The 867-nt window shown below is 45.9% G+C and carries 1 protein-coding gene and 1 pseudogene; both read right to left on the bottom strand.

Features of this window, described 5'->3' with window-relative positions; genetic code table 11:
* Window positions 1–405, bottom strand: a pseudogene (locus tag ACM6J5_RS18490) (hypothetical protein); the annotation flags it as partial.
* A 20-nt stretch (window positions 406–425) separates the two neighbouring features.
* On the bottom strand, window positions 426–867 hold a 442-nt coding region (locus tag ACM6J5_RS18485; protein ID WP_414929109.1), incomplete at its 5' end, for a hypothetical protein.

Raw genomic sequence — 867 nt, 5'->3', positions numbered from 1 at the left:
TAAGTAGCGAAAGACGTATTTTATGTATAGATACAGAGAAGTTATAGGAATTAATGGAATGATATGCAGGGAAATAAAATCAATAATGCTGAGCGGGATGCTCTCGGAACCTTTGTGCTCGTTCCAGTAGTACATCGTGAGAAAATAAAATGCAAGGACGAGCATCCATAGTAGTCCTACGCCGCCGCCGCCGGCTATCAATGTTATCAGTCCGCGCTTCTCATCGTTTGGAGTGCGGACATCAATGTAGGTGGAATTGTAGTCGTAAAGGGACTGGTTATCTGTAATTGCTTTCGAGACGGCCTGTGATACGCGGATTGGAGGCAGCTTTTCTTCGTTCGCTATTTGTTGGTCAGCTTCTTTCGCCAATGCTTCGTAATCAGTCGTCGCACGTCCGTCATACATGAGCCATTCAAAAAAATACATTAGAGGGTTGCCTCGATAGCTTTGTGGAAATTTATCAGTTCTTGCTCTACGGATTTTGGAGTTCCATTGTCTCGATCTTTTCGAAAAGTACAGTGGTTCAAGTAATTCTGAAGCTCATTGGGGAGCAGCATTTCTAACGCGACGGAAGCTGCGAAAATCACCAAATTGATTCGTATGCACCAACGCAGCATAAAAGCCATTCTCAATGCAAGCTGTGTAGACGTCTTATAGGTGAATGTCAGAAAGCGGTTACGTCCATGTATTTTAATTAAGCGTTGGAGGTATGGGCCTGCTGCTGCCAACCCGATCGCTGCAGACAAGAATGCCGCGCTAACTTGGGCGGCAGCACGCATGGAATATACTAAGGCTAACGAGTGGTTTCCTCGAAGATGGGCTTTTTTGGCGTCGGCTAGATCAAAGGACATACCAGCAAGGGCCGCC

Origin of the sequence: Pseudomonas sp. IT-P74, assembly GCF_949768175.1 — a bacterium.
GTDB lineage: Bacteria > Pseudomonadota > Gammaproteobacteria > Pseudomonadales > Pseudomonadaceae > Aquipseudomonas.
This window is presented reverse-complemented; position numbering and strand designations above follow the sequence as displayed.